Source organism: Pantoea sp. VS1 (assembly GCF_002207995.1).
GTDB classification, from domain to species: domain Bacteria; phylum Pseudomonadota; class Gammaproteobacteria; order Enterobacterales; family Enterobacteriaceae; genus Pantoea; species Pantoea dispersa.
The window spans coordinates 93,505-117,167 of record NZ_NHZE01000005.1 but is presented as its reverse complement, the minus strand read 5'-3'; the positions used below and the strand labels follow the sequence as shown (position 1 = coordinate 117,167).

The following is a 23,663-nucleotide window of genomic DNA, read 5'->3' as shown; positions in this document are numbered from 1 at the left end:
ATTTCTGTACAGGTTTTTATTTTTTGTATAACTTTCCGCGCATCATCACCCGATGACATTTTAACCATTATCTCGAGAGAAATGACTATGCGCCAGAACAGCATGCAACCTGATAATGCGGGAGACATTGCCCGTTATTTCACTGACGCCCAACTCCCTTCGCAGCAGGCCATGCTGGGGCAGATCGTGGTGGAAATCCTGCGCAGCGGCGCCGCCCTCAACCGGCCGGCCATCTGCGCAAAGCTCGTACGTCGCCTGGAGCTCGCGGGCAGCGCAGAAGAGGAGCAGCTCTGCCGCACGCTGATTGGCCTGCTGTTTGGCCGGGAAGAGCCTCTCTGAATCAGGTATCTGCCCACAGCAGTGCCTTCTCCGGCGTGGATATCACATCCGGTCATGCATGCGGATGTAACGTCAGCCAGCCGCGTCAGCGGCGGCAGGTACAGGAAAGCGTCCCTTTACTGACACCCGGGAAGTGGTATGTACAGAAACAAAACTGAAATGCTTATGGACCACGTTATCGGTGAGGCCGTCCTCGGTCTGCTCAGCGAGAATGCACCGGTATCGGGTGCAACGGTTGCCGTCAGGCTGATCGAAATGGCCGCGCGTGAAACGCATCCCGACAGGGCTGAGGCCCTGAAACTGGCGCTTGATGAGGTCAGTGCGGCGCTTCCTGGCGCCCGGCTCGTACAGAGTCCGGAGTCGCTGTTTATGACAGAGGATGCCCCTCCGCCAGGCACGCGCCGGCACTGACCGGTAACGTATCTCCGCCACGGGCGGAGGCAGAACGGAGTCTGAAGACAGCCCGGGCGCCGGCGGCGCCCTTCTCTTTATCTGTCCCGGATGATGGGTTATGCAGCAGAACAAAACCGAAGAAGAAATTCTCAGTGTAATTAATCAGCGCGGCGATCAGCTGGCCGCTGAATCAGAAATCATCAGCGCGGTATTTACACGCCTGAAGGCTCAGGGCGGACGCGTGCTGCGAAAGGACGTGATACTCAGCCTGATAGCAGAGCTGGAGAGCACCTCTGACGTCGTCAGGCTCGATGTACTGCGCGGCGCGCTGGAGATGGTTGTGGGGTATTCGCGAGAGGAAGAGGACGCTTAGTCCGGTTCGGCAATGAAGCCACAACACTGATTGTATGAGGCCTGCTTCGCAGGCCTTATCTGCTTAAGCGGACGGGTTAATGAGCACCTGTATCTCAGGAAGAGCCAACGACCCGCTGGTTTATTCCTGAACATTACGATTCTGAGTCAGTGAAGGCGCTCTGCCAGCAGGCCGATAGCGGCCAGACAGGCTTTTTTCTTTCAGAGCTCGGGGGCGCTGATGCTCATCCGCCACAGTGCTGATGAGAGATGCTGTATGGATATCCTCATCGAACAGGATCAGGCAATGGGATTGCCACAAACAGAATTTATTTCGCCGGGTGCGCCTTTCCTGAAATAACGTTTCCTGCTTTTCTGCCGATATATATGCTGAAAGTTTTTATTATTTTCAGATTTCATAAAGTATCAGTCACTTACAATGGCAGGAATTACAGATGACGATTACACAGCGATTATTGCTCACCTTTTCACTTCTCTCAGCCGCTCTGGTCGCGATGGTCATCGTGGCCGTCATGGTTGCCGGCGGATTTCAGTCCCGCTTTCAGTATGTGCAGGAAAATACCGTTGCCTCACTGCTGGACCTGGGCAAGCTGGTAGACGGCAGTAACTCCCTTATTATCTGGCTTTACCGCCACCAGAGCGCAACAGACCGGCGGCGGCAGGCTGAAGTTGAAAAGAAAATCGATGAAGCTATCAGTAATATCAAATCACTGAACCAGTATTACCTAAATAACGACATATCGAACGAGGAGGACCGGCAACTGACAGAGAAGGCGTTCTCCACCATCAAACAGGTTGAATCGTCGCTTCCTGCATTTCTTGCTGGCTCACGCGCACAGAATGACGCCGTTGCACTGGGGGCGCTTCAGAGCAATGACGGCATTGGAGAAGCTGCCCGCCAGCTGATTGCTGGCTACCAGAAACAGCTCAAACTGAATGTGAACATCGGTAGTACTCTGCGTAAAGAAAATGACCGGACTTATCAGATGACAGTCTGGAGCCTTGTGGGTGGCTCAATGCTGGCCATTTCCATTCTGGCCTTTTTTGCGCTGAAAACTATTTTCGCTATCCGCGGACAGCTCAACGGCATGCGGCAGACTATGGAAATCGCCAGCCAGCAGCTTGACCTGACTCTGAGGGTGGACGAGTCGCGTCGGGATGAAATCGGCCTGACCGCAAAAGCGTTTAATCATCTTATTGAAAACGTCTCAGCCTCGCTGTCGAAGGTCGAGGCTTCTGCACAGTCGGTCAGCTCAGCCTCTGCGCAGATAGCAGCCGGTAATGAGGACCTCTCTTCACGAACCGAGGAGCAGGCTGCCTCGCTGGAGCAGACGGCGGCAAGCATGTCAGAGCTGAGTGAGACCGTACGTCAGACCGCAGAAAACACACAGCTTGCCAGTCAGCTGGCGAAAAATGCCCGCGATATTTCTGAAGACAGCGCCGGCCGGGTGCGCACGCTGTTGGGCACAATGGGTGACATCAGGGGGAGCTCTGCAAAAATTACGGATATTATCGGGCTCATTGAAGGGATTGCGTTTCAGACCAACATTCTGGCCCTGAACGCCGCCGTCGAGGCCGCGCGTGCCGGGGAGCAGGGCCGTGGTTTCGCTGTGGTCGCCGGCGAAGTCCGCAACCTCGCGCAGCGCTCCTCCTCTTCCGCCCGCGAAATCAAGGAGCTGATTGAGTCATCCATGGGCTTTGTCGAAGCCGGAGCGACGCAGGCCGAGGGTGTAGGAGAGAATATGTCCCGCATGAACGACGCCGTGCGGCAGGTCACCGACCTTGTCGATGAGATATCCGTTGCCGCCAGTGAACAATCTCAGGGTATCGGGCAGGTCCATATTGCCGTAAACCAGATGGATGACGTGACGCAGCAGAACGCCGCGCTGGTTGAAGAGGCTTCGGCCGCGTCACGCTCGCTGATGGAGCAGGCGGCGGCGCTGAATCAGCTGGTCAGTGCCTTTACGCTGGTTCCCGATTCGGGACAGTCAGACACTGTGCGCGCTCAGGCAACACGGCCGATAAGGACGGCTGCTGCATTACGTCCCACCCCTGCCGTTGCGGCAGCGGGAGATGATAACTGGAAGAGCTTCTGAGGCAGCAGTTACGGTTTCTTAGACTGAAACACGGGGCAGGGACCCTTCCTCAGCCTTTCAGCGTTTTTACGTTATTGGCGTGGTGCCTGCCGGCCAGAAAAAGTACATCGTCGCTGCGCATATGTCTGGCCTGCGCGTACCGACATCTTTAGTGTGCCTTATCAGGGGACAAATAACAGATACTGCGACTGATTGTGCTGATGGCTTCCTCCCGGAAGCCGGTTTTTATCAAACTGACCAGACAGAAAATGTCAGGCATGAACCGGTGGCAGTAATCACGGCAGACTGGCGCGGTGTCATGCCTGCATCTGCAGTTACGGAAGACGTTGTGGAGCGCGTTACGGTCAGGGCCGGTCAGCCCCTGAAAACGTCAATGAGATAAACGGACTTACTCGTGGAGTGTGGCCATCGGATTAATCACCTTATTCGTATAGGCCTGCTGGCGTAAAACTTTAAAGCCCGATCTGCCGGAAGCATTTACTGCTTTTCATGTCGCTCAACGTCCTGTTCGGCCTCTTCGAGCTCGGACATCAACGCCGCAAGGTCAACCACTCCGGCGGCCGGATTACGGCTCGCACGCCGGTAGCGCAACCTGAGCGCACAAAGACGTATCAGCGCTTCGCGGTAAGGTGTGGCAGCATTTTTCATCGGGATGCCTCCTGTCAACTCAACCTTTTGGGTTTTATCACTCCCAACCTGACTCTGTCACGCAGGCGTAAAGCAGGTGACGGCGGCGGAATAGATAAACGTGCACGGTGTCACAGAACAACGTGGGGCAGCAGCGAGTACAGCCGGAAACGATGTGGCGGGACACATGGCAAAAAGTAACCCGGGATGTTCAGACCCGGGATCAAGGCAGGATTTCACATAACCGGCCTTACGCTGGCTGTGTAAAGGGCGGACCAGAGTCCCACAAAGTGCTTACTGATATTGCGGAAAGCCGCCATCCATGATACGGGAAAACATTATATGAATATATTACGCTGTCGAGAAAGTGATGCCAGGAAGTGTCTGATTCACTGATTTTTTTACACTGACTGCGCCACTATCGTTTCAGCCGGTACAGTTTATCCTGAATTATGGCCCGCTGAGCGCGCATTGCTGTAAAGCGCGCTCCGCTCACATCACGGTACCCTGAATACCATCAGGAGCCGTTTTATGTCAGCCGCCACAGGGTGGGCCCTTTACGGAATATTTCCTGACGGTCCGCCGTTTATCCACAGACATTCTGCCTGACACGCCGGTCAGCTTCCTGGTGTCTGTCCGGGAGGGACACTTTCCCTGCCGGAGGTCACGGAGCCCGATGTGTTCGCTGATACTGGCCTGGCACGTGCTATCAGCTCTGCCGCAGGGCGACCTTTCGGGCACCGTCAGCGCCGTTTTCACGCACGGCCGGCCGGGACGTGTGGCGCTGGCACCCGGCGGTCTGGTGCTGGCCCCGCCGCTGCGCGGAAGCGGTATCGGCACCTGGCTTGTGCAGCAAGCTTGCGCATGGGCCGTCACGCTGGCGGCGGCTACACGTGTTGAGGTTTCCGGGTTTGCCCCGGCTGAACCGACTTCATCAGTGGAGCAGATGCGGTTAAGTAAGGCAGTTGCGGGAAAGGGCGGTCTGGATTACAAAGTAGCCTGGCTGCGCCTGCAGCGTCGGTGGAAACGCCAGCCTGATAGTCGAAAGCCCGGAAGCGGTCCTGCGGGACTTCTGGCAGAGGTGCCCGCCACCAACTTCGAGCTGGCGAACTATGAGCGTCTGACCCGCTGCACAGGACCGGCCGGGGTCTGCTGTTTCCGGGCTCGCTGCCCTTACTTCTGCCCGATAAGCTGGCGCACCGGCTGATGGGCCGCTGAGGGCGCCGTTTTATCAGCTGTGCTTCAGCGTCTTACTGTCACCCTCCGCGCTGAGCAGCGCCTCAAACGCCACCGCCGTCAGGGGTCTGCACAGCCCGTTCCCCTGCATGATGTCGCACCGGGCGCCTGTTACGTACGCCCGCTGCTCCGCGTCTTCCACACCCTCGGCCGCCACGCTGAGCCCGAGGCTTTTCCCCAGCGCCGCGATGGCCCGGAACATCATCCGCACGCACATGCTGGTGCCGAGCTCAAGCGTCAGCGACTTGTCAATCTTGAAGCCGCTGACGAAGCCGTGCCGAAGCAGGCTGATGGCGCCCAGCTTGCGGCCGTAGTGATCGATGACGAACGCGGCCCCCGTGCGCCGGATGGCCGCAAACTGTGCCGGCATTTCCTCAACGAGCCCCGTCAGCAGCGGCTCGTCCACCTCCAGGTCCACAAAGGCGGCGTCGCCGCCCGCGGACTCGCGCAGCACGCTTTCCAGCCCGGGACCGGAAAGCTGGCGCGGGAACAGGTTAACGCTGACCCGCAGCCGCGGGCAGCGGACCTGCCACTGCCGGACCTGCGCCAGCGCGGTGCGGATGACCCAGTCGCCGAGCGTCACGGACAGCGGGCTTTTCACCAGCATATCCATAAACTCGGCGGGCAGCAGCAGGCCGCGGGCCGGATGCTGCCAGCGCACCAGCGCCTCGCAGCCGAGCAGGCGGCCGCTGCCGGCGTCATAGCGCGGCTGGTAGTGCAGGATGAACTGCTGCTGGCGTACCGCGGTTTCCAGCTCGCGTTCAAAGCGCCGGCGCCGCTGCTCCGCCGCCAGGAATTCGGGCCGGAACAGGACGCTGCAGCCCTTGCCCGACGCCTTGGCCCGGTAGAGCGCCAGGTCCGCCGCCGACATCACCGACGAGGCGTCTTCTCCGTGTTCGGGATAGGCGGCAATGCCAGTGCTGGCCCCGACAATCACGGGGGAGCCGTGGTAGCTGAATGGCGTCTGCACGGCGGCAATCAGGCGCTCCGCCGTCAGGCCGGCACCGGTACTTCCGCCCGGCAGCAGGATGATAAACTCGTCGCCGCCGAGCCGGGCCGCAGTGACCGCCTCCGCGCACACCAGCCGGATCTGCTCCGCCACGTGACACAGCAGCGCGTCGCCGGCGGCGTGCCCGAGCGTGTCATTGACCTCCTTGAAGCCGTCCAGGTCGGTCATCAGCAGGGTGTAGGGCACGCCGGCCTCGGTCAGCTGCCCCAGCTGCTGCATAAAGGCACCGCGGCTGGCCAGACGCGTCAGCATGTCCAGCGAGGCGAGCTCGCAGAGGCGGGCCTCGCTCTCGTGCCGGGCGGTGACGTCGCGCACAATCATCCCCACCAGGCGTTCGCCGCCCTCCCGCCAGCCCGAGAATGACACCTCGGCCGGAAACTCCCGGCCGTCGCGCCTGAGCCCCCATATCTGCAGCGTGCGCGGCTGCGAAATCGCCGCCTCGTCGGCCGTCAGGCGCTCCAGCTCGTTGCGGTAGTCGGTCTGGCAGCGCTCGGGAATAAGCCCGGCCACATACTGGCCCGCCATCTCCTCCGGGCCGTAACCGAACATCGCGGTGGCAGCCGGGTTCCAGAAGGTGATGCCCCGGCGCAGGTCGGTGCAGATGATGGCGTCCGGGGAGGTGGCCGAGATGGACTCCAGCCGCTGCTGGCTGGCGTGGCGCAGCACCTCGAGCCGGTGGACCTCCATCCGGTCCATAACCAGCGCGGCGATGTCGGCCAGGTGCTGCCGGTCCGCGTCCGTGAGCGGCGGGCGCGGCTGCGTGTCGGTCAGGCACACGGTGCCGATATGGTGGCCGTCCGGGGTGGCAAGCGGGATCCCCGCGTAGAAGCGGATGTGCGGGTAGCCGTGCACCAGCGGGCTGTCGCGAAAACGCGGATCGTCGAGGGTATCCGGCACGCAGAGGATCTCCCCCTGCGCCAGCGTGTGGTCGCAGAAGGCGACGCTGCGGGCGGTGCCGGTGATGTTCAGCCCGTAGCGGGACGCAAAAAGCTGCCGCTGGTCGTCAATCAGCGAAACGAAGGCGGTGGGCACGCGGAAAAGGCGCGCGGCGAGCGTGGTGAGCCGGTCCAGCGCGTTTTCCGGCAGCGCATCCGCCTGCTGATAGGGTGCCAGCGCCGCAAGACGGGTCGCTTCGTGGTCTGATGTCGGGCGTTTCAGGGTCTGTCCCCCCGGGTCGAATGAGCTGTGGCCGGCATGACACAGCAAAAAGGGGACACGTTCAATCAGACGGGGCCGCAGAAATCCCTGCCGCCCCGCCGCCGGAAGAAAGGCCCGTCAGCTGACCCCGCCGCGGGCGGAGTCAGGGATAACAGTGACGCCCGGCTGTCCGGGCATCACGAAAACGTTACTTCAGGACCACTCCTGGCCGCGTTTCAGCGCTGCAGGGAGGCGCACCGCAGGCAGATTACGCAGTCGGGATGCCGCAGGCGCGCGGACTGGAGCGCGTGCCTGAGCGAGTAAAACGTGCCGAGAAAGCGGCCCCCGCCGGCCTGCGCCAGCTCGCCACAGCCCGCGCAGTGCACCTCTTCAATCGCGGGGCGCCCGCATCGAACTGCATAGTAGTACTTTCCGCTCATGTCCTTATCCTTTTATCGGCCGGGCCCGCCTGAACTTCAGGGGGCTCAGGGAACAGAGCCTGCTACTTTTTCTTTTGCGGCACAAGGGCATAGTGCGGGTGACGCCCGGCGAGCAGCAGCAGGAGCTCGTACTCTCCCTGGCTCAGGGGGGCGGGATTTTTCGCCGCCTCCTTCATCTGCCAGACGCGCAGGCTGAGCTCAAACCGCTCGGCGGCGGCCTCCTGCGACAGGCCGGCCGCAAGCCGGAGCTCGCGGACGTCGGAACCGACCGCGACGGGCCGGTATAAAAGCTGATTTCCCAGAAGACACTCCTTTCGCGGCCAGGCGGACCACAACGGGCCGTCAGGATAAAAAATACGGGATACGCCCCTGATACATCACATTATCTTAATATTTATTCCGTAATGCAATGCGCCCTGAATCGATCGCGGGATAGTCAACCGCCATTACCTGATTTATTTCTATAACGCTAAACCAAATCAGCCGCTCAGCGCGACAGGCATAATATCCATACACCCAGGAATCCTCTCCTTTTTTTACGAAATCCTGACAGAGGGATTAATCCGGTGTTTTCCTGATTATTATTCGCCAGGATAGGCAGGGCTTGCTGGCGGCCGTATTTATTGTGCCGCCACACCCTGTACTGATGAAAAGGATAACCTGATGAAAAACCGCGATTATATTCAGCGGCGGGTACCCGCCGACCTGAGCCGCATAGACATCCGGGAGCAGTGGCAGATCACGTTCTGGACGCTGGAACTGCGCACGACCCAGGAGCGTCTGACCCGGGCCGTGCGCGAGGCGGGCCCGGAAGCCGACCGCGTGCGGGCGTGGCTGGAGAAAAATCCGCCCCCCCGCACGACGCGTTAATGATGCCTGAAGGCCACCCAGTCGCCTTCAGGTGGCGGGGTCGCCCGGCGCGGGCTGACCGGTGAAGCGGACGCGGCAACAGCCACGTTGCCTTCTTCTGCAGGCAGTGTAAAGCGGGTGATGGCGCCGCCCAGCGCGATCGTCTGCCCGTTCAGGTTGCCCGCGGTGGCAGAAACCTCCTGCACCAGGGTGGCGTTCTGCTGCGTGACGCGGTCAAGCTCCGCAACCGCCAGCGTGATCTGCGCAATCCCTTTGCTCTGTTCTTCCGAAGCCAGGGCAATCTGTCCGATCAGCGCGTTGACCTCACCGACGCCGTGCAGCACCTCGCTCATGGTGGCACCGGCGCTGCCGGCAGCCCGTCGCCCGTCGCTGACGCGCGCCACGGTGTCGGCAATCAGGCCCTCAATCTCTTTCGAGGCGGCCGCGCTGCGCTGTGCCAGCGACCGCACTTCGGCCGCCACCACGGCAAAGCCCCGCCCCTGCTCCCCGGCGCGGGCGGCCTCAACGGCGGCGTTGAGCGCCAGGATGTTGGTCTGGAAGGCAATGCCGTTGATGGTGGCGGTGAACTGGCGGATTTTTTCAGAGCCCTCCGCGATGCCGCTCATGGCGTCAACCACGGTCTGCACCAGCGCCGCGCCCTGCTGCGTGGTGCCGGCGGTGCGGCCCGCCAGTTCGCGCGCCTCGCGGGCGTTCTCCGCGTTATGGCTGACGGTGGCGGTAATTTCCTCCATGCTCGCCGCGGTCTGCTCCAGCGCGGCGGCCTGGGTGGCGGTCCGGTCGGACAGATCGGCGTTGCCGGCCGCAATCTCGCCAGCCTCGCGGTGCAGGATCGCCGCGTTGTCGCGGATGGCCGCCACCGCGTCCAGCAGGCTGTGCTGCATCTCACGGACCAGCGGCACCAGCTGCCCGACGCAGTTGCGGCCCAGGTCTTCCGGCTCGCGCGTGAGGTCACCCCCTGCGATGGTCTTCAGGTGCGCGCGGATTTTCGCTACCGGGCGCACCAGGTGCACCACCAGATAGCGGTCACAGAACGCCAGCAGCGCGGCAGCGGCCAGCAGCGCGCTGCTGAGAATCACCTCCAGCCGGTGGCGCCCGGCCATCACCGGCGCGTCGTCGGCCGCGAGCTGCTGCGTCAGGCTTCCGAGCCGCTCGCGGCCGGCGGCCGGATAACGGTCCGGCGCACTCAACGCCGCGCGGTAGCCGTCCCACGCCGCCTCCGGCGGAACGGCGGCCAGCAGGGCCGTCTTCTCGGCTGCGGTCCCGCCCTGCATGACGAGGCCGGCGCGGGCCAGAAAGGTCAGCTGCCGGGTCAGCGCACCGGCGTGGTCGGCGTGGCGGTACATTTCGCGCAGCGTCAGCGCGCTCCAGGCGCCGGCGACCGCAACCATGCTAAATGAAACAATCATCATCCACAGCACGACGCGGCGGATGGTAAAATGTCTGAGTAACTGCATGAGGTTTTCCCCGGTGTTGTTATTATTAAATAATAAGAGGCGTTATCGTTTGTTTTAATTACGCGCGTGATTAAGTTGCGCACTACATTTATTTGGCAGGAGTCTGGCAGGTATTATTCAAAAAGAACACTCACGGACGATAAAATAAAAGAATCGCGCTGCGCTAAATATTTTGCTAAAGAAAATAAACATGACATCAGACCAGGAAGCGCCTATAGTAAGCACCATAAAAAAGTTTTAATCGCTTTTCCCTTTCGCAGTTATTGCCTTTTACACCGGTCCGTTACCGTCCACTTTCTCTTTATAATTTCGCACCGGAACCAGGCCGGTGCGGAGGAACCCATGCTGATGAATATTAACGGCGACAGCGATCGCCGCGCGCGGGCGCTGAAAGCACTGCGCAGCCCCGACGAAAGCCGCGACGACGTGCTGCGCAAATTTGTGCGGCTGGCGAGCCAGGCGCTGGGTATCCCCGGCAGCTTTATCTCCGTGCTGGACGACGAGCACCAGCACGTGCAGGCCGCCCACAACTTCGCCCTCACGAGGTCCTCGCGGCAGGACTCACTCTGTCGTCACGCGGTGGACAACGACAGCCCGGTGGTGGTGCCCGACACCTGGCTGGACGCCCGCTTCGTCACGCACCCGCTCATCACGGGCGCGCCCTACATCCGCTTCTATGCCGGCGTACCGCTGAAGAACCGCGAAGGCATCGTGCTCGGCACACTGTGCGTCACGGACACTGCCCCACACCCGTTTGGCGCCGGGCAGGTTACCACCCTGAAGTTGCTGGCCGCGCTGGTGATGTCGTTTCTGGAGGCCTGGCACTCCGCCGGCTTTGCCGACCCGGTCACCGGCCTGCCCAACCGCCAGCGCCTCATCCGCGACCTGCAGTATCTGGCGGCGGCGGGGGACAGTACGCCGCGCCGGCTGGTGCTGATTGACTGCATCGACATGCCGCGCGCCTATGAACTCGCGCGCTCGATGGGCATGGGGCCGGTAGAGAGCCTGCTGAAGGACGTGGCCACGCTGCTGCCGCTGCGGCTGCGTCCTGCCACCGGCGAGCTGCTCTACACCGTTGCCACCGGCCGCTTTGCCGTACTGACGCGTAACGACAGCCGGCTCAGCGCGGACTGGGTGGCGGGGCGTCTGGAGGGGATCAGCGCCGACCTGGGCGACGGCATCGCCGTGGCGCTCAGCACCCACACCGGGGAGCTCACCTTCACCCCGGGCGACATTCCGGCGCAGGAAGCGCTGCGTCGCGCGGTCAGCGCCCTGCACGAGGCCATCGGCCGGAACGTGCCCGCCATGCGCTTCAGCGAAGCGACCGATTCGCGCCATACGCAGGACTTTACCCTGATGAACGACCTGGCCGCCGCGCTGCGGGAAGACAGGGGGCTGTGGCTCGCCTACCAGCCTAAAGTCTGCCTGCACACCGGCCGCCCGGTGGGGCTGGAGGCGCTGGTGCGCTGGCGCCATCCGGTACGGGGAGAACTCTCGCCCGCCCTGTTCGTGCCGCTGGCTGAGCAGACCGAGCTGCTCAGCACGCTTACAGCCTGGGTAACCGACCGCGCGATCGCGCGCCTTGCCCGCCTGCGCAACAGCTGCATCCAGCTCCCGGTGACCATCAATGTCAGTTGCAGGGACTTTTCGCGTGAGGGTTTTGCCGACGCGCTGGAAGCAAAAATGATCAGGGCAAAGCTGCCCACTTCGCTGCTGGGCATAGAGTGCCTGGAGACCGAGCGCATTATTGAAAGCCCGGCGGCGATGCAGGGGCTGGAGATGCTGAAGCTCAGGGGCTTTGGCATTTCGCTGGACGACTTCGGCACCGGCTACAGCAATATCAGCTACCTGCGGCGCATGCCGCTGGACGTCATCAAACTGGACCGCACGCTCATCAGCGAAATCTCGTCAGACACCGCCTCGCGCATCATCGCGCGCAGCATCATCGCGATGCTGAAGGAGCTGGACTATACGGTGCTCGCCGAGGGGGTCGAGGATGCAGAAACGGTGACCGCACTCACCCAGTACGGCTGCGACCAGGCGCAGGGCTTCTTCTACTCCCGGCCGCTGCCGGAAGGGGAGCTCGACGAGTGGCTGGGCTGGAAGCTGCGCGGGCAGTGCTGACCCGCCGCCGCGGGTTCACAGCCCTCAGGCTGGCGTCCTGTAGCGCCTGAACCCCTCCGGTCCGGCGACGATGACCACGTTACGTCCGGCGCCTTTGGCCTCATAAAGGGCCTCATCGGCGCGGCGCAGAAGCGCATCGCGGCTGCCACAGTCTGACAGCGCGGCCACCCCGGCAGAGACCGTCATGGCGCCGACGTACGGGAACGTTGTGGTGCTGACCACGTCGCGGATGCGCTCCGCTGTGCGGGCCGCATCCTCCACGGAGGTCTGCGGCAGCAGAAGAATAAACTCCTCACCGCCAAAGCGGCTGACGACGTCCCCCGTCCGGCACGCCTGCCGCAGCAGACCGGCGAGGCTGACCAGCACCGCATCGCCTGCATCATGGCCGTACCAGTCATTGATTTTTTTGAAGTGGTCAATGTCGATGGCAATCACGCACTGCGCGGCGTCATCGCTGAACCTGTCCGCCATGAGGGTAAAGCCGCGGCGGTTGCAGATTCCGGTGAGCGGATCGGTCATGGCCTCATCGCTGAGCGCAGCCATGCGGCCGGCGACCGCCAGGCGGTGATCCTGTACCGCCTCCTTAAGGCGATCGGCCTCATAATACCAGGCGGGCACCGAGGCCAGCGACGCCTCGCTGTCGTCGTCCCGCACCATGCCGGCCAGCTTTTCAAGCGGGTAAGCGATGCGCCCGGCCATCAGGGCAACGACGGCGGCCGTGAGCACGATGATCCCCAGCAGGAACCACAGCGCGTTTTTCGCCGTGCGCACGAGAATATGCCGGACCGTTTCAGAAGTGCCCGCGATAAAAATGTTCCAGTCCGTTTTGTGCAGGCTGGCGAACCCCGTCAGAAACGCCTGTCCGCCCGCCTCCATGCTGAATCGTCCGCTGTCCATCGTGGCGAGTCGCTTCATCAGGGCTGCACTCAGCGTCATTCTGGTTCCCACGAGAGACGGGTCGTGGCTGAACACGATGAGGCCGTCATTGCTGACGATGCTGACGGTAGAGCCGCGGGCGTAGAAATGCTGACTCAGGATATCGCTCAGCATGCTCTGCTTCCTGAGGTAAATGGTGCCGCCGATGTAGCCCAGATAGCCACCGTCCGGCGCAAACAGCGGCTGTGACAGGAACACGACGTAATTACCGGAGGCCGAGGTAAAGGGGGCCGAGATAAACGGCTTCTGCGTGGCGATGGCCTGCCGGCTCGCATCGGAGTGCAGCTTCACGCCGACCAGGCTCAGGCTCTCCGGGGAGGTGGCGGCGATAACGGCGTCGCGGTTTACCACCACCACCGTGTTAAAAAAGCCGGACTGCAGCCGGAGGCGGTCGGTCTCCCCTCTCAGCAGCGCGGGGTCGGTGAGGCCCTTAATCTGCGTGGCGCTCCAGGCGAGCTCGCGCTGCGCCGTGCCGAGATAGCGATCGGTGGTGTCGGCGAGCTTCCTCGCGTAGGCGATGTTGCTCTCCAGCAGGCTGTCCTCGATGTTGCCCTTCTGAAAAATCAGCAGCGCCCCGAGCAGCAGGCAGGAGGTGAGGATCACCCCGCCGACGGAGAGCGACAGGAGCAGTGTACGGAGGCGGAGTTTTTTCAGCGGCATGGCGTCAGGGGCCCGGTTGAGGTGTCATCAGAGTGTAACGGTCACGGACCGGGTTAAATGGCAGAACAGCGCGCCTTTTATGCGCCGCGCGACAGGATTGCGGGGGCCGGCCCACGCCAGCTTAGCGCATTTCATTCTTCTTAATGCAACTTAATCTGATAATCCTCTGCTTTCACACAATTTTCGTGGATAAATATCATGGAAAATGCTTAATAAAGCGGTGCCGTCTCACCACGGCATAAATCAACGATTAGCCCGTGAAGGCTTGCGGGCATTTTTTTATCGTGCCGGACGTTTTATTTCATGAAGGCGGGCCGGTACCATACAGATAAAAGGGATATACTCCCTGCGCTGCACACACAACGCGTCTGCACAGCAAACGAAGAGAGCTGGCGTCTCCGCCCTTCCGCACCTGACTCAGGTCCGGACGACCGGTGGCGTATTGTCCGGTATTTACGGAACGTCCTGACCGCGCACCCGCGCGGTTTTTTTCTCCGCCGGCGTACAGGCGAACTTATGCACCCGTGCGGTGGATAACCCTGTGGGCAGGGTGCATACACCATCGGCCAGGGAGCGCACCATGCCCGATGGCGGGTGGCGTACAAATTTCATACAGACAGGCGGGCCGTTTATGAACAAGATGCTGCTGCTGTTTGTGCTCATGGCGTCCCCCTTATGGGCGCAGCCGGCAGCCTGCACGCCCGGCTCCGGCACCTGCATCACGGCTTCGGAGGATAAAAACGTGTTTCTGCACGCGACCTGCGATGACGACGGAGCGCTTCTGATTTCGCTGGAGGCGCCGCACGGCAGGCTTTCGGGCGATGACATACAAAACAGCGCAGGACAGGACGGCGGCGGATGGACGTGTGCCGGCGAGGCCCTGCGTGGCCACTGCAACATTCTCTACGCCCGGGTGCCCGGCGCCATGCTGGACATGCTGTCCGGGCGTGCAGGCCGAGGAGTCCGGCTGGCCGGCGCACTGCCGGAAGGACGCCTCCTGAATTTTTCTGCCGCCAGCCTGCGACACTGGGCTGACGCCCTGCCGGCACGCTGCCACTGAGCCCTGCCCTTCCGTGACCGCGACCCGCGCTGCCAGGAATCATCTTATTCACGCGCGCCCGGTTGCCTTAACGGCAGCGGCGGTCTTTGCTTAAACGACTGCAGAGATACAGCAGGTTAAGCGGAGAAACAAACGCCATGGGTCCCGTACGCTGCCGGCGCTGCTGTGCACCTCTGACCACGGAGGATCGTTATTATTTTATCAGCCACTGTGAGACCTGCGACACGGACATCCGGCATCAGGCGGGTGAGGCACACATACCCGTAAAGTCCCCGATGTATGTGCTGAGGGGCGTCTTTTTCTTATTGCGCCGTTACCGTCATATCCGGACGGCCGGGCGCTGACCTCGCGGCGGGAAAGTGACGTCTGCCGCTCAGTGTTTTTTTACAGTGTCCGAAACGATTCGGATATTAAGAAAACACGCATCCCTGCGTGATTATATTTATTCCCAGATTGTTAACGGCAGGTGGGTTACAGAAATCCCCGCATCATTTTAATATAAGACCAGCTTGTCATTCTTTTAATAAACTTTTTCGGGCAGGTGAATTTCCTGCCCTCCCAGTCCAGATTAAACCACTGAAAATCATCGTCCTTTATTTTCTCAATCATACTTAAAGCCTGTTCAGGCGTCCTGAAAGCATAAGCCTTCATCACGCCTTCACGTGTGCGCAAATCAATGTGAACCATATAACCCCCGGGTGAAAAACTACTGTGATTTCATATTATTTTAATAACACGGTCATAATAGCTCTGTTTTCTCACGGTGCGTTATTTATTTTCGTTATGATCGCTTAAAAAAATCACCCCTGAAAAGCCGCTTAAAATATCTGATTATATTTGTGTTAAATAAACAGGAATTTTGATGGCAAAATTCCTGGTCATAAATTAAATATATTTAATCACGTTGACGCATAAGATCATGCTGCATGCTCATCGGACTGATGCCTGTACGCCCGGATGCCACGAAAAGGCGGATTCAGGCAGAGCGCTGGTCCGCGCGATCTCCGCAGCGCGCGCCGGAGAAGTATCATGACTCAGCCATTCCCGAACCGCGTCTGCAGTCAGCACAAGTGGACGGCGGTCATGTATGTCTACCATGCCCTGATTGCTGGCCGCGGTGACGATAACGAAGCCTTCCCGCCCGTGCTCCCGATTGAAGGGCGCCTTTCCGATGGCCGCAAAAAACAGCGGCTGCCTGTCACGGTGGTGAATGAAGTAGGGTTGTTTTCCGGCACCACTTTTTTGCCACTCAAACCAGCCGTTTGCAGGCACGACGGCACGCCCGTGTACCCACAACGGCTTAAACATGCGCCCTGATGCAGCTGTTTCACTGCGGGCATTTATGAGCGGCGCCTTATCCCACCACTCGGGACCATAGCCCCAGTAGACCGGATCGAACGCCAGATCCCCATCGCGTTCACTGAGTAACAGGACCTTTGTGCCCGGCGCCACGTTGTACCGCCCGATAGGCTCCGGGTCCCGGATTAATTCTTCAGGGCTGGCGCCAAGCGCCTCAAAGTATTCATCCCTGCTGCTGTACTGCGCAAACCGTCCACACATAATTACCTCCTGCTATTCAGCATAGGCGGTATACTGTCATCCGGAGGAGTCATCATGTCTCATAACCTTGCAGCCCGGTCGCGGGAAGAACGCGACAGAGTTAACGTGGATTTAGCTGCGTCAGGCGCGGCCTACAAAGAACGCATGAACCTGCCGGTAATACCTGCAGAAGTGGAGCGGCAGCAGCCAGAAGAAATGCGTGAATATTCCGGGAGCGTCTGCAATTCTATCGGCAAGAAGCGCAGAAGTTCCCGCGCGGTACTGACCCGATTTATCAGAAGGAGGAGCAGAAATGACGACGCCGATTGAAAAATTAAAGCAGCTAGCCGAATCTGAACACGTAGCGAAAGATTGTTATTTCGGATACAGCATTGGCAAGCTAACTTCTGATGAAGCTGTCATGCTTTATATGCACCGAAAAACAAAGGAGCATAAAGGTGTTCGCAATCGGCTTCTCAGGGAGAAGCGGGCATAAAATTTCCAAAAGAAAGCAGACCTGTATTCAGGTCTGCCTGCTGAGTTTTAAGCTACGTGAAAAAGTTGTTTTTGCCCTTTAGTGACATTCCGCAACCTTTCCGGCCAGCGCTCCCAGTAATGAACCGGCGTTCGTAAAACCCTTCGCCGCTCATCGCTCAGGGCATTTCCAATCACGACCTCTCCGGCTACGCCGCACAGTGAGAGCTGAATGTAAGCCATACCTGCGGCCAGCGGATCGATGTCCGTTGCTGAAAACCACAGATGACGGTGTGGTGGATAACCGGCCTCCATCATCACGCTGGCGTACGCCAGCACCATACAACCGGCACCGCAGGCTGGTTCCCAGAGGGTAATGAAAGGTTTAACCTTCAGCTGTTCTTCAATAATCCCAAGCTGAAGCTGAGCCATCATACGGGCAATGCTCCACGGGGTAAAAAACTGTCCCCGGTATTTATCACCCATCTCGAGCTGCATAAAAACCCGCCCCAGAAAATCACCTAGCTCCTCTTCAAGCCCGTTCACCACATGGGCAAACAGTTGCGCCAAATTTTTGACGTCAGGTTTTTCATAACGGGACACGATGCGCAGGTACTTCTGTTCACGCTTTTCACAGAACTGCAGGCGATTTTCCAGTGCGATGACGCTACAGCTGATGAAATCCTCAAACACCTGATGCCGGCGGTGATAACGGGCGGTCTGATTAAAGAGTTTAAGAAAGGCTTTTTCGTGATTAATGACTTGTTTCATGCGTGCTTCCTCAGAAAAGGGAACACGCTTCCTGAAGGGAAACGGTGTTCCCTTCGGGGTGAAAAAACGGCCACAGGTTTCGCTGTGGCGGGACGACAGAGCCGGATTACCGGTTCTGGATTGTCGCTATGCGCGGATACTGCCGTAGTGCGCTGTGGTTACAGCGGGCACTAAAGCAGGTTCAGGCGTAACCAGGTACATACGGGCACCATCACCCGATGCAGACTGGCGTAGCTCCTCAGCCGGGTACGGACCGCTGTCAACATGATCGCCCCGGTCAAAGCAGTTGTAACCTGACGTGCCGGCATCCGGTGAAATCCAGTAGTGCCTGATCTCGCAGTCAAACAACTGTGACATTTCTCCCATGATCTCACCTGACGGCGGATACCAGGGAGACGCAAAGTGCAGCGTGAGCGAACCCACATCATCACGGCTCCAGCTGGCCTGATGGCCTGCCGGGAACTCCATGCCAAAAAGCTGCATGTAAAGTTCTAACGATGTATTGAGCCCCCTGAACAGACCCGTATCGCCGTTGAGTTCGGTAGCAAGACGTGACGGCATCACCATCAGCATGTCACAGGGGCAGGTTGTCTCCGGCATACTGCTGAGCCATTCCCAGCGCTCCTGCGGATCGAACTGGCCACCGGCACCGGCTACACCAAACCAGTCGGCATAATGCACGGCCATCAGCTGCGCCATTATCTGCCGGGCTGAAAACGGAATGGCTTCCCATTTCAGCGCATCGATGCCGGACTGCAGCGTGATTTTCTCCATGCGGGAGAGTGTCTTCGTGTCCAGCCACGCATCCTGCTCCAGCAGCTCGATAAAGTGCTGGAATGCCTGGTTAGGTGAAGTCTGCGCTCCCGTACCTGAAGCGGTCAGCATCGGATACGGCGCATAGTCCATGGCCCTGATAGGCTTGAGTATGCCGGCACAGCCAGCGAGAAACAGTTTTATCGCCTGCCGGACGGCATGGCGGTATAGCGGTTTTTCCGTGCCGGCAATCCAGGGCTGCATAACATCAAGGCAGACTGACTTACCGGTGATTTCCAGGCGGTTCTGGCACCATGAAAACATTGTGAAACTCCTCTTGTCGGTTGAAACGAAAAGAGGGCATCTCCCTGAGGAAGATGCCCTCAGGGGGATGATGGCGGCCGCAGCCGCCGGGTCAGATTATGCCGCCTGTTCCGTATTACGGTTCAGGGGCGCAAGTAAATATTCCGAGGCTTCACGGGCGAACCGGCAGGCACGGAAAATTGCCCGTTTGTCTTCCCGAAGTGCTCTCAGCCAGCCGGCAAGATAGCTTTCGTGCTGCACGTCGCCGGTAATACCGAGCTCCGCACAGAGAAAGGCGCTGCCGGTTTCCGCTATCAGCTCTTCGAACGCATAAACCGGGTCACCAAACTGCCGTGACGATGAGGTAATGCCTTCCCGGTTCAGGCGACTGCCGTGCCCGGTGGCATGCACCAGTTCATGCAGCAGGGTGGACCAGTAGTCCGCCTCCGTCCGGAACTGCGATACCGTCGGCATGACTATGCGGTCAGCGCCCGGCCGGTAATAAGCGCGGTCCTGCAGGCGGTGATCGCACCCGACTCCCGTGGAGCTGAATATCTGCTGTACCTGATTCAGCTGTACCGCGCTGAGTTCAGACGGGGATTCTGCCGGAACAGAAACCACACCTTCACCGCTGACGAATTCAGGCAGGCCCTCACACTGTTCAACGTTGAACAGCTGCAGTTGCTTCAGCATGGTCAGTTGCTCCATAACCGGCTCTCCGTCCCGGAACAGCAGATTATCACTGCTGTCCCTAGCCTGTTTCTCAAACGGTTTGTAGATAATGGTCAGCGCGCTGGTTTCATTCTTCCTGACGTGACCTCCCGCAGTTTTAGCCTGCAGGAAAGTCAGCCAGCGATCGGACGTATAACCGTGTTCTTCTGCGGCCATCCAGAGCAGGGGAACGTTAACCCCGCTGTAGGCACGGCCGGTTACGGCATTGACCGGCAGGCAGCTGCCGTGCACGTTCTGAGCCGAACGCCATGGGCGCCGCCAGGGCGGCACGCCATTTTCCAGCGCCACAATGATTTTATCGGTGACCTGCTGATACAGGTCAGTAGTCTGTACTGCTGACGCTTTGGATCGGGCTGTTGTCTTTTTCATGGGATGCATCCTTTGAAAACGGGGCGCATCCCGGCCGGTGGCGGACGATGCGCCACCGGTGAGTGGAAAAATCAGTAAAAACGTAAGGAGCCGTCGGCCATAACCAAACGAATACGGTCACGTACGCTCGCGACCGCACTGTCAAACATCTCCCGATCGGCGGGTTTCGCCCGCTTTGAATCAAGGCGAATGACCTGGTCGAGAACATGTAATGCCTGCGAACGCCAGCTGAGACGTTCAGCATTACCTACACAGGCATGAAAATGGCGCAGCGACTGATCGTAAAGCCAGCGGGTCCGGTCACGATATTCGCTCACCGGTACATACACCTTCAGCGGTGGATGCGTTTCCACATGAAGCGTCAGCGCATTGTTCAGGTTACTGATCACGGGTTTGATGAGCAGATCATGCTGGTCATTCAGGACAGCATCAGACATGCTCTGCGCAATAAAGGTCTGAAAGAAGAATTCCCGTTCGGGTATCAGTGAGTCAGCAAGATCTGACCAGTCTGCATCCTCCGACGGATTACACCCTGCAGCCCAGGCTTTCAGCCACTCTCCGGGATGATTGTCATCAGGTACACGAAGATAAATCCCCAGGTTCTTTTCAAGTATCAGCGGGCGCTGCATACCCAGGTTCTGTGTGAAAAGCGGACGAAGTTCAGCAGAAGTAAAACGGATCATATTTCCTCCGTATAAAAGAAGGAGGAAACCTCCCCGGGAGGGAAGGCCCCTCCGGGAAGTGTTAATCAGTAAAAACAGATTCAGTCGAAACGGTAACGCAATCCGGCCATTTGCTGCGCCATCTGCCGGCCCGCCCGTAAAGCCTTACGTGCGGAGGCAAACTTACCTGCGCTGCCAAGTTGCTGATACTGCCAGTCACGCGAACTGTAGCCCGTTCTGCGTGAAATGATGGCGGTAAACCCTCCTTCAGACTGAACGACCTCGGCGCGGAAACTGCTGTGTCCGCTGCGGTTGGTGAACCATTCAGCCTGCTGCTGACGCATTGCCTCTGCAAGGCAGCTGAGGGCGCGCGATGTGCGGGTGATAAGTAACAGCATTATACTGCTCATGGTTTTCTCCTTAATGAATGCGGAGAAAACCATCACCGCAGATGCAGGGAGGTTGTCCCCGCATGGGTTAAAGCCTTTGTCATAAATGACGCCGGCGTCTGGTTAATGACTAACCGAAGTGATGATATAAAGCGTTATCCGGATCGTCCGGGTTAAAGGTTCGGCTGGCAGGAATGTGAACTGTCATGGCGCAACCGCAGGCTGGGTGATAACGATGACGGAAACGATGGATGTAGCGTTTTCCAAACCACAGAACGCGTTTTTCCACTGTCTCCATGTACTGCCAGACTTCACCGTCATTATCAGCAACAGCCGGGTCCTGCAGGGCACGGTTAGATCTGTGCTTTGCCAGCCTGCTCCACATCCGGTGCCATTCGCTGCTGTTATGTTTAACGAGTAATAACGTATTAAATGCCAGTGTATTCACAGGTAAATCCTCTTCAGTAAAAATAAGAGGATTTGTCTCCGTATGGAGAAAATCCCCATACGGGTTAAGTGCATCACCTCAGAAATCTGCTTCGCTATTTTCCATAGCCAGAAAGCATTTTTCGTCTTTGACTGCGCTTTTGTAGAAATATGTCCAGGCCTCTTTATCAATACCTTCTGCCATGCGGCAGAGGCCGTTAAAGAATGCCTCCCATGATTCAGGTATAAGCTTCCGGACATGCAGTTCAGCCAGGTCCCTGGCGACCGCAGCCATTTCCCAGACGTAAAACGGAAAGCCGTCGTCATCTGTCCCGGTATTCAGGCCAAAACGGCGAAGCGCTGCGATACTCAGCAGCTCGCCCTCTGCTTTGGCCAGTGCGACTTTGTGAGCGGTACGCTCGCTGGCACGATGATAAAAATCTGAAGTGAGAGTTAAATCGTTCATTGAGGATTCCCTGAAGCGTCGGGGAAATCTGTCCCTGACGGGGACAGAAGTCCCGTGAGGGTGAAAGACTGTCCGTTTGATAAGGCAGTCAGGCGATGTCAGAAAAACCGGCGCTCTGATAAAACATTTTGCGCGCTTCTTCTGTAGCGTCGTCCAGCTCTTTTTCCTGGCGAGACAGGGTAACGCCCTGGTGAAAAGCCGTATTCCAGTGACGACTGTGAACATTTGCCCCCAGGAGCGTCAGCTCGTTCACGGCTTCTTCGACAAAGGTGTGTCTTATGAAGCAATGCTCAGTTGCAAAACCAACGGTATGTGCGACATATCTGAGAAAAGTCAGGTAGTCTGGAAGGCCGTCAGCAGGAACCTGAGGATCGGCGTCAACCATGAGTTTGTAACCAAGACGTACGTTAAGCTGAGTTTTAACGTAATCCACCATGATTCTTGCAGAAGCGGATGAATCACAATTCAGTAACGTGAGCGGATTGATCATTTTGGTGTAATGCATGGGTACGATTCCTTATAAAAAAAGGGAACCGTCCCAAAGGGAAAGTATCCCTCAGGGTGAGAATCAGGCCAGAAATGCCGGATGAGTAAATCAGGTGTTCAGGAGAGTGAAGCGAAGTAAAAAGGACCTTAACCGCAGGGGTCCCTGTTTTCAAAGGTTAACAGGTTTGTACCGCCCGAAAGCGCCATCTCTCAGGTTGTGATGGCATTGGCATGTGATTACCCGAAGGCGTTCCTCTCAAATCACCGGAACATTGGCAGTTGTCAGAGACAACGTTAGCAAAATAAGCGTACACAATTCCCGCACCTCAGGCAAGAGTATCAACGCAAAGATCTTACCGCTTTAATTTTTGCACTCAGCACAATCCTGAAAGTTTCAATCAGTGCGCCCTGAGTGAAATACAGACAGGCATCAGTACGGGTGAGCCTGTCACCATAATGTGCATAAGCCTCCTGTAGACAGGCCACCTCGTAATGTCCCCTGTCGATAATGCGTGAAACGTTTACTTTAAATCCTAAAAGCACACGACAAATAATCGAAACTTTACCAGAAATAAAACCATGCTTATTCATGAAGCTCAACCTTGTTATAAACACGCGCCACGTAATGTCCCCTGCCATCGCCATGTCCCAGATCCATTGATGCAAGAGCCTGCGCCTCTTCTTTAGTAAAACCTTTTTTCATATGGAGATTCATAACATCAACAGAGTACGCATAACGTAAACTATGGGGTGCATATTTGCCGGTTAATCCTGATTCACGGACGACATTGCGATAGCGTTCAATAGCCGTGTGTAATGATGGTTTATCGATTAACTTGCCATTATTTTCACTCAGATGTTTAAGAGACGCATTGATTGCAGCCAGAGTCGCATCACGATCTAATACCGTGGTATCTCTTGGGCGCCCTCCTTTTGTACCGAATACAATGCGTATTTTTTCGTCCTCATTCAGTAACGCTTTTTGCCAGGTACGCAATGATTTAGCAGACTGAACTGTTTCTTCCGTTCTTAAACCGAGTAATCGGGATAGCCTCATTGCGCAGGCAATGCCCTCATCCTTTTGCTCTACACTCGTTAATACCTGCCGAAAATAATTATCGGGAATGGCAACCTTCGTTCCGTCCCGGCTCGTTTCCGAAATGCCCAGGGCCTGGTTGCTCAGTTTTTCATGAGAAGGATTAGCCATGAATGTCTTTCCTGCAACCCGCAGTAAAGCGCGGATCGCCGCCATTTCATTTTGAAGTGTGCGCCTGGAAATTTCTTCTGAAAGGCGACTTTTCATATACAGTTCGATATGCGACGTTTTAATGTTCCTTATATCTCTGATTTGAACATTAAGCCTTAATAAACGCTCGGCAAACCTGTCAGCAATTTTCATTCGGTCAGAAACAGTTTTAAAACTTCCGCCCGCCTGTCTGGCAAGCGTTTTAAGATTTTTATTCAGTTTTGCCATAATCCCCCTCCATTTAAACAGGTGTCAGTGCTTTTCCGTCTGCGTAAACGGAAAAGCACTGACACC

26 protein-coding genes and 1 pseudogene are annotated in these 23,663 nt (G+C 58.1%); 10 read left to right on the top strand and 17 right to left on the bottom strand.

The features are described 5' to 3' along the window. The first annotated feature begins 87 nt into the window (after nucleotides 1-87). The 4 genes from ycgZ to CBW22_RS02845 all read left to right on the top strand — a co-directional run bounded on the left by ycgZ (nucleotide 88) and on the right by CBW22_RS02845 (nucleotide 3,200). Nucleotides 88-339, top strand: a complete 252-nt coding sequence (ycgZ, locus tag CBW22_RS02860) for a regulatory protein YcgZ (RefSeq protein WP_059009457.1) — start codon at nucleotides 88-90, stop codon at nucleotides 337-339. A 138-nt stretch (nucleotides 340-477) separates the two neighbouring features. Next, on the top strand, nucleotides 478-750 hold the full coding sequence (locus tag CBW22_RS02855; RefSeq protein ID WP_059009459.1) for a hypothetical protein: 273 nt from the start codon (nucleotides 478-480) through the stop codon (nucleotides 748-750). Between the two features lie 100 nt (nucleotides 751-850). Next, entirely contained in the window at nucleotides 851-1,105 is a 255-nt protein-coding gene (locus tag CBW22_RS02850; protein WP_059009461.1) for a biofilm development regulator YmgB/AriR family protein, read from the top strand. A 433-nt stretch (nucleotides 1,106-1,538) separates the two neighbouring features. Then, complete coding sequence (locus CBW22_RS02845; RefSeq protein WP_088515982.1) at nucleotides 1,539-3,200, top strand: methyl-accepting chemotaxis protein; 1,662 nt, start codon at nucleotides 1,539-1,541, stop codon at nucleotides 3,198-3,200. A gap of 477 nt (nucleotides 3,201-3,677) precedes the next feature. Here CBW22_RS02845 and CBW22_RS26245 read toward each other — a convergent pair whose 3' ends face one another. Then, nucleotides 3,678-3,848 (bottom strand): hypothetical protein, encoded by a 171-nt coding sequence (locus CBW22_RS26245; RefSeq protein WP_176428074.1) that lies wholly within the window; start codon nucleotides 3,846-3,848, stop codon nucleotides 3,678-3,680. Between the two features lie 655 nt (nucleotides 3,849-4,503). Between CBW22_RS26245 and CBW22_RS02840 the strand changes: the two genes are divergently transcribed. Beyond that, a complete protein-coding gene (locus tag CBW22_RS02840) occupies nucleotides 4,504-5,034 on the top strand; it encodes a GNAT family N-acetyltransferase (RefSeq protein ID WP_088515981.1) in 531 nt (176 codons plus the stop codon). Nucleotides 5,035-5,058: 24 nt separating this feature from the next. Here CBW22_RS02840 and CBW22_RS02835 read toward each other — a convergent pair whose 3' ends face one another. After that, entirely contained in the window at nucleotides 5,059-7,185 is a 2,127-nt protein-coding gene (locus tag CBW22_RS02835; RefSeq protein WP_088516080.1) for a putative bifunctional diguanylate cyclase/phosphodiesterase, read from the bottom strand. A gap of 526 nt (nucleotides 7,186-7,711) precedes the next feature. Next, nucleotides 7,712-7,951 carry a hypothetical protein gene (locus tag CBW22_RS02825; RefSeq protein ID WP_039328794.1) on the bottom strand — a complete coding sequence of 80 codons (240 nt, stop codon included), beginning with the start codon at nucleotides 7,949-7,951 and terminating at the stop codon, nucleotides 7,712-7,714. 361 nt (nucleotides 7,952-8,312) lie between these two features. Here CBW22_RS02825 and CBW22_RS02820 point away from each other — a divergent pair, with 361 nt between their 5' ends. Then, on the top strand, nucleotides 8,313-8,519 hold the full coding sequence (locus CBW22_RS02820) for a DUF3606 domain-containing protein (protein WP_045814937.1): 207 nt from the start codon (nucleotides 8,313-8,315) through the stop codon (nucleotides 8,517-8,519). Here CBW22_RS02820 and CBW22_RS02815 read toward each other — a convergent pair. Beyond that, nucleotides 8,516-9,973 carry a methyl-accepting chemotaxis protein gene (locus CBW22_RS02815; protein WP_088515980.1) on the bottom strand — a complete coding sequence of 486 codons (1,458 nt, stop codon included), beginning with the start codon at nucleotides 9,971-9,973 and terminating at the stop codon, nucleotides 8,516-8,518. The genes CBW22_RS02820 and CBW22_RS02815 overlap by 4 nt on opposite strands. A gap of 342 nt (nucleotides 9,974-10,315) precedes the next feature. Between CBW22_RS02815 and CBW22_RS02810 the strand changes: the two genes are divergently transcribed. Beyond that, complete coding sequence (locus CBW22_RS02810) at nucleotides 10,316-12,097, top strand: putative bifunctional diguanylate cyclase/phosphodiesterase (RefSeq protein WP_088515979.1); 1,782 nt, start codon at nucleotides 10,316-10,318, stop codon at nucleotides 12,095-12,097. Between the two features lie 24 nt (nucleotides 12,098-12,121). Here the strand turns inward: CBW22_RS02810 and CBW22_RS02805 are convergent, their stop codons facing one another. Then, nucleotides 12,122-13,693, bottom strand: a complete 1,572-nt coding sequence (locus CBW22_RS02805) for a sensor domain-containing diguanylate cyclase (protein ID WP_088515978.1) — start codon at nucleotides 13,691-13,693, stop codon at nucleotides 12,122-12,124. A 631-nt stretch (nucleotides 13,694-14,324) separates the two neighbouring features. Between CBW22_RS02805 and CBW22_RS02800 the strand changes: the two genes are divergently transcribed. After that, a complete protein-coding gene (locus CBW22_RS02800) occupies nucleotides 14,325-14,753 on the top strand; it encodes a hypothetical protein (protein ID WP_059009477.1) in 429 nt (142 codons plus the stop codon). 471 nt (nucleotides 14,754-15,224) lie between these two features. Here CBW22_RS02800 and CBW22_RS02795 read toward each other — a convergent pair whose 3' ends face one another. Both CBW22_RS02795 and CBW22_RS02790 read right to left on the bottom strand, forming a co-directional pair. Further along, nucleotides 15,225-15,440, bottom strand: a complete 216-nt coding sequence (locus tag CBW22_RS02795) for a hypothetical protein (RefSeq protein WP_059009479.1) — start codon at nucleotides 15,438-15,440, stop codon at nucleotides 15,225-15,227. A gap of 243 nt (nucleotides 15,441-15,683) precedes the next feature. Then, nucleotides 15,684-16,313, bottom strand: a complete 630-nt coding sequence (locus CBW22_RS02790; protein WP_088515977.1) for an SOS response-associated peptidase family protein — start codon at nucleotides 16,311-16,313, stop codon at nucleotides 15,684-15,686. 54 nt (nucleotides 16,314-16,367) lie between these two features. Between CBW22_RS02790 and CBW22_RS02785 the strand changes: the two are divergent. Both CBW22_RS02785 and CBW22_RS02780 read left to right on the top strand, forming a co-directional pair. Continuing rightward, a pseudogene (locus tag CBW22_RS02785) lies at nucleotides 16,368-16,609 on the top strand (DNA polymerase III subunit theta). Then, the gene (locus CBW22_RS02780) at nucleotides 16,606-16,788 is read left to right on the top strand and encodes a hypothetical protein (RefSeq protein ID WP_059009483.1); all 183 of its coding nucleotides are present in this window, start codon (nucleotides 16,606-16,608) and stop codon (nucleotides 16,786-16,788) included. The pseudogene CBW22_RS02785 and the gene CBW22_RS02780 overlap by 4 nt, the downstream one beginning before the upstream one ends. Before the next feature lie 47 nt (nucleotides 16,789-16,835). Here CBW22_RS02780 and CBW22_RS02775 read toward each other — a convergent pair whose 3' ends face one another. The 10 genes from CBW22_RS02775 to CBW22_RS02735 form a co-directional block, all read right to left on the bottom strand. Further along, nucleotides 16,836-17,537: an N-6 DNA methylase gene (locus tag CBW22_RS02775; protein ID WP_088515976.1), complete on the bottom strand. Its 702-nt coding sequence runs from the start codon at nucleotides 17,535-17,537 to the stop codon at nucleotides 16,836-16,838. Nucleotides 17,538-17,663: 126 nt separating this feature from the next. Beyond that, entirely contained in the window at nucleotides 17,664-18,614 is a 951-nt protein-coding gene (locus tag CBW22_RS02770) for a DUF1281 domain-containing protein (protein ID WP_088515975.1), read from the bottom strand. 96 nt (nucleotides 18,615-18,710) lie between these two features. After that, nucleotides 18,711-19,694: an ArdC family protein gene (locus tag CBW22_RS02765; RefSeq protein WP_088515974.1), complete on the bottom strand. Its 984-nt coding sequence runs from the start codon at nucleotides 19,692-19,694 to the stop codon at nucleotides 18,711-18,713. A gap of 71 nt (nucleotides 19,695-19,765) precedes the next feature. Beyond that, nucleotides 19,766-20,377: a hypothetical protein gene (locus tag CBW22_RS02760; RefSeq protein WP_088515973.1), complete on the bottom strand. Its 612-nt coding sequence runs from the start codon at nucleotides 20,375-20,377 to the stop codon at nucleotides 19,766-19,768. An 80-nt stretch (nucleotides 20,378-20,457) separates the two neighbouring features. Then, nucleotides 20,458-20,766, bottom strand: a complete 309-nt coding sequence (locus CBW22_RS02755) for a hypothetical protein (protein ID WP_059009494.1) — start codon at nucleotides 20,764-20,766, stop codon at nucleotides 20,458-20,460. Nucleotides 20,767-20,875: 109 nt separating this feature from the next. Next, nucleotides 20,876-21,193: a hypothetical protein gene (locus CBW22_RS02750; RefSeq protein WP_088515972.1), complete on the bottom strand. Its 318-nt coding sequence runs from the start codon at nucleotides 21,191-21,193 to the stop codon at nucleotides 20,876-20,878. Nucleotides 21,194-21,271: 78 nt separating this feature from the next. After that, the gene (locus CBW22_RS02745) at nucleotides 21,272-21,637 is read right to left on the bottom strand and encodes a hypothetical protein (RefSeq protein ID WP_088515971.1); all 366 of its coding nucleotides are present in this window, start codon (nucleotides 21,635-21,637) and stop codon (nucleotides 21,272-21,274) included. Nucleotides 21,638-21,725: 88 nt separating this feature from the next. Further along, complete coding sequence (locus CBW22_RS02740) at nucleotides 21,726-22,142, bottom strand: hypothetical protein (protein WP_088515970.1); 417 nt, start codon at nucleotides 22,140-22,142, stop codon at nucleotides 21,726-21,728. 320 nt (nucleotides 22,143-22,462) lie between these two features. Beyond that, nucleotides 22,463-22,714 carry a hypothetical protein gene (locus CBW22_RS25920; protein WP_141097286.1) on the bottom strand — a complete coding sequence of 84 codons (252 nt, stop codon included), beginning with the start codon at nucleotides 22,712-22,714 and terminating at the stop codon, nucleotides 22,463-22,465. Next, a complete protein-coding gene (locus tag CBW22_RS02735; RefSeq protein ID WP_088515969.1) occupies nucleotides 22,707-23,597 on the bottom strand; it encodes an integrase domain-containing protein in 891 nt (296 codons plus the stop codon). The genes CBW22_RS25920 and CBW22_RS02735 overlap by 8 nt, the downstream gene beginning before the upstream one ends. Nucleotides 23,598-23,663: the final 66 nt, after the last annotated feature.

What these genes read in the sequence shown, in the direction of transcription:
- CBW22_RS02805 (WP_088515978.1), bottom strand. Translation starts at nt 13,693, where the DNA reads ATGCCGCTGAAAAAACTCCGCCTCCGTACACTGCTCCTGTCGCTCTCC.
- CBW22_RS02810 (WP_088515979.1), top strand. Translation starts at nt 10,316, where the DNA reads ATGCTGATGAATATTAACGGCGACAGCGATCGCCGCGCGCGGGCGCTG.
- CBW22_RS02850 (WP_059009461.1), top strand. Translation starts at nt 851, where the DNA reads ATGCAGCAGAACAAAACCGAAGAAGAAATTCTCAGTGTAATTAATCAG.
- CBW22_RS02820 (WP_045814937.1), top strand. Translation starts at nt 8,313, where the DNA reads ATGAAAAACCGCGATTATATTCAGCGGCGGGTACCCGCCGACCTGAGC.
- CBW22_RS02765 (WP_088515974.1), bottom strand. Translation starts at nt 19,694, where the DNA reads ATGAAAAAGACAACAGCCCGATCCAAAGCGTCAGCAGTACAGACTACT.
- CBW22_RS25920 (WP_141097286.1), bottom strand. Translation starts at nt 22,714, where the DNA reads ATGAATAAGCATGGTTTTATTTCTGGTAAAGTTTCGATTATTTGTCGT.
- CBW22_RS26245 (WP_176428074.1), bottom strand. Translation starts at nt 3,848, where the DNA reads ATGAAAAATGCTGCCACACCTTACCGCGAAGCGCTGATACGTCTTTGT.
- CBW22_RS02840 (WP_088515981.1), top strand. Translation starts at nt 4,504, where the DNA reads ATGTGTTCGCTGATACTGGCCTGGCACGTGCTATCAGCTCTGCCGCAG.
- CBW22_RS02800 (WP_059009477.1), top strand. Translation starts at nt 14,325, where the DNA reads ATGAACAAGATGCTGCTGCTGTTTGTGCTCATGGCGTCCCCCTTATGG.
- CBW22_RS02770 (WP_088515975.1), bottom strand. Translation starts at nt 18,614, where the DNA reads ATGTTTTCATGGTGCCAGAACCGCCTGGAAATCACCGGTAAGTCAGTC.
- CBW22_RS02755 (WP_059009494.1), bottom strand. Translation starts at nt 20,766, where the DNA reads ATGAGCAGTATAATGCTGTTACTTATCACCCGCACATCGCGCGCCCTC.
- CBW22_RS02845 (WP_088515982.1), top strand. Translation starts at nt 1,539, where the DNA reads ATGACGATTACACAGCGATTATTGCTCACCTTTTCACTTCTCTCAGCC.
- CBW22_RS02780 (WP_059009483.1), top strand. Translation starts at nt 16,606, where the DNA reads ATGACGACGCCGATTGAAAAATTAAAGCAGCTAGCCGAATCTGAACAC.
- CBW22_RS02855 (WP_059009459.1), top strand. Translation starts at nt 478, where the DNA reads ATGTACAGAAACAAAACTGAAATGCTTATGGACCACGTTATCGGTGAG.
- CBW22_RS02760 (WP_088515973.1), bottom strand. Translation starts at nt 20,377, where the DNA reads ATGATCCGTTTTACTTCTGCTGAACTTCGTCCGCTTTTCACACAGAAC.
- CBW22_RS02795 (WP_059009479.1), bottom strand. Translation starts at nt 15,440, where the DNA reads ATGGTTCACATTGATTTGCGCACACGTGAAGGCGTGATGAAGGCTTAT.
- CBW22_RS02815 (WP_088515980.1), bottom strand. Translation starts at nt 9,973, where the DNA reads ATGCAGTTACTCAGACATTTTACCATCCGCCGCGTCGTGCTGTGGATG.
- CBW22_RS02745 (WP_088515971.1), bottom strand. Translation starts at nt 21,637, where the DNA reads ATGAACGATTTAACTCTCACTTCAGATTTTTATCATCGTGCCAGCGAG.
- CBW22_RS02775 (WP_088515976.1), bottom strand. Translation starts at nt 17,537, where the DNA reads ATGAAACAAGTCATTAATCACGAAAAAGCCTTTCTTAAACTCTTTAAT.
- CBW22_RS02735 (WP_088515969.1), bottom strand. Translation starts at nt 23,597, where the DNA reads ATGGCAAAACTGAATAAAAATCTTAAAACGCTTGCCAGACAGGCGGGC.
- CBW22_RS02740 (WP_088515970.1), bottom strand. Translation starts at nt 22,142, where the DNA reads ATGCATTACACCAAAATGATCAATCCGCTCACGTTACTGAATTGTGAT.
- ycgZ (WP_059009457.1), top strand. Translation starts at nt 88, where the DNA reads ATGCGCCAGAACAGCATGCAACCTGATAATGCGGGAGACATTGCCCGT.
- CBW22_RS02790 (WP_088515977.1), bottom strand. Translation starts at nt 16,313, where the DNA reads ATGTGTGGACGGTTTGCGCAGTACAGCAGCAGGGATGAATACTTTGAG.